Source organism: Streptomyces sp. SID11385 (assembly GCF_010548245.1).
Taxonomy (GTDB): Bacteria; Actinomycetota; Actinomycetes; order Streptomycetales; family Streptomycetaceae; genus Streptomyces.
The window spans coordinates 1-2,439 of sequence record NZ_JAAGLR010000162.1; the positions used below are offsets into that span (position 1 = coordinate 1).

Here is a 2,439-nt window from a genome sequence, read left to right on the forward strand (position 1 = left end):
GCGGCGCCTGCGTCGTCGCGCCGCTCGTGCTCGACGGGCGCGCGTGGGGCGAGCTGTACGTGGCGCGCCCCGTCGGGGCGCCGGTCTTCGGGCCGGCCGACGCGGGGCTCGCGACGGTGCTCGCCGCCGTCGTCGCGGCCGGTCTCGCCCAGCTCCACCGCCTGGAGGAGGCCCGCAGGCTCGCCTTCACCGACCCGCTCACGGGCCTCGCCAACCGCCGTCTGGTCGACCAGCGCCTGGACGAGGCCTTGGAGCGGCACCGTACGGAAGGGCTCGTGCTGAGCCTGGTCGTGTGCGACCTGAACGGCCTCAAGCGCGTCAACGACACGCAGGGGCACGCGGTCGGCGACCACCTGCTCGAACGCTTCGGCTGCGTGCTCTCGCGCGGCGCCGCCCGGCTCGGCGCGGGCACGCTCGCCGCGCGCCTCGGCGGCGACGAGTTCTGCCTGCTGGCGGTGGGGCCCGAGGCGGACGAGGTCGTCGCGGTCGCCGAGGAGATCTGTACGGCGGCGTACGCGCTCGACGCGGGCGAGGGCGTCGCGTGCGGCGTCGCGTCCACGGGCGATCCCATCGGCCCGGTCCCCTCGGCCCGCCGCCTCTTCCGCCTCGCGGACGCGGCGCAGTACGAGGCGAAGGGCCTCGCGGCGAGGCGCCCGGTGGTGGCGGGCCGCGACGACCCGGTGATCCGCCTGGCCGACGCGGTACGCGCCGACCCCACCACCGCCCCCGACCTCCCGGACGACACAGCACCCCCCACGGAACGCCGCCGCATCCGGGGGCGACGGCGCCGGCCGGAGGGCCCGCCCGGGAGCGGGCCGGGCGGCCCTTCGGCGAGCGGATGAACGTGTCTTCGGCCCGACCCCTCCACCGCCCTGTCATCCCTTCGATTCATTCCGTACGCTCGTGAATATGGATATGCACACTGTGGTGCTCGGTTCCAGCGGTGTCGCCGCGGCCGAGGTTCTTGCCGTGGCCCGTGACGACGCGCGGGTGGAGCTGGGTGCCGAGGCGCGTGAGGCGCTGGCGAAGGCGCGGGCGACGATCGACGCGCTCGCCGAGAAGCCCGAACCCGTCTACGGCGTCTCGACCGGGTTCGGGGCGCTCGCGAGCCGGCACATCGCCCCCGAGCTGCGCGCCAGGCTCCAGCGCAACATCGTCCGCTCGCACGCGGCCGGGATGGGTCCGCGCGTCGAGCGCGAGGTGGTGCGGGCGCTGATGTTCCTGCGCCTGAAGACGGTGTGCTCGGGGCACACGGGCGTGCGCCCCGAGGTGGCGCAGGCGATGGCCGACCTGCTCAACGCCGGGATCACCCCCGTCGTCCACGAGTACGGCTCGCTCGGCTGCTCCGGCGACCTCGCCCCGCTCAGCCACTGCGCCCTGACCCTCATGGGCGAGGGCGACGCGGAGGGCCCTGACGGCGTCGTCCGGCCCGCCGGGGAACTGCTTGAGGCGCACGGCCTCCAGCCCGTCGCGCTGCGCGAGAAGGAGGGGCTGGCGCTCCTCAACGGCACGGACGGCATGCTCGGCATGCTCCTCATGGCCCTCGACGACCTCGCGCGCCTCTACACCGCCGCCGACATCACCGCCGCGCTCTCCCTCGAAGCGCTCCTCGGCACCCAGAAGGTCCTCGCCCCCGAGCTCCAGGCCGTCCGCCCGCACCCGGGCCAGGCCGCGAGCGCCGCGAACATGCTCAAGGTGCTCGCGAACTCGCGGCTCACCGGGCACCACCAGGACGAGGCCCCGCGCGTCCAGGACGCCTACTCGGTGCGCTGCGCCCCGCAGGTCGCGGGCGCGGGCCGCGACACGCTCGCCCACGCCCGTACGGTCGCCGAGCGGGAACTCGCCGCCGCCGTGGACAACCCGGTCGTCCTGGCGGACGGCCGCGTCGAGTCGAACGGCAACTTCCACGGTGCCCCGGTCGCGTACGTGCTCGACTTCCTCGCGATCGCCGCCGCCGACCTCGCCTCGATCGCCGAGCGCCGCACCGACCGGCTCCTCGACAAGAACCGCTCGCACGGCCTGCCGCCCTTCCTCGCCGACGACGCGGGCGTCGACTCCGGGCTGATGATCGCCCAGTACACGCAGGCGGCGCTGGTCAGCGAGCTGAAGCGGCTCGCCGTCCCGGCCTCGGTGGACTCGATCCCGTCCTCGGCGATGCAGGAGGACCACGTCTCGATGGGCTGGTCGGCGGCGCGCAAGCTCCGTACGGCGGTGGCGAACCTGACGCGCGTCGTGGCCGTGGAGCTGTACGCCGCGACGCGCGCGCTGGAGATCCGTACCGCCGACGGCGGCCCGGGCGCCTCGGACGGCGGGCGCGCGGCGCTCGACGCCGTACGGGCCGCCGGAGTGCTCGGCGCGGGCCCCGACCGCTTCCTCGCCCCCGACCTCGCCGCGGCGGAGACCTTCGTCCGCGAGGGCGGCCTCGTACGTGCCGTCGAG

At 75.6% G+C, this 2,439-nt stretch carries 2 protein-coding genes; both read left to right on the forward strand.

Going from position 1 to position 2,439, the window contains the following annotated elements; genetic code table 11:
* On the forward strand, window positions 1–842 hold an 842-nt coding region (locus G3I42_RS05245; protein WP_164282806.1), incomplete at its 5' end, for a GGDEF domain-containing protein.
* A 73-nt stretch (window positions 843–915) separates the two neighbouring features.
* The coding region (gene hutH / locus G3I42_RS05250; protein WP_164282808.1) for a histidine ammonia-lyase at window positions 916–2,439 on the forward strand (1,524 nt) is incomplete at its 3' end.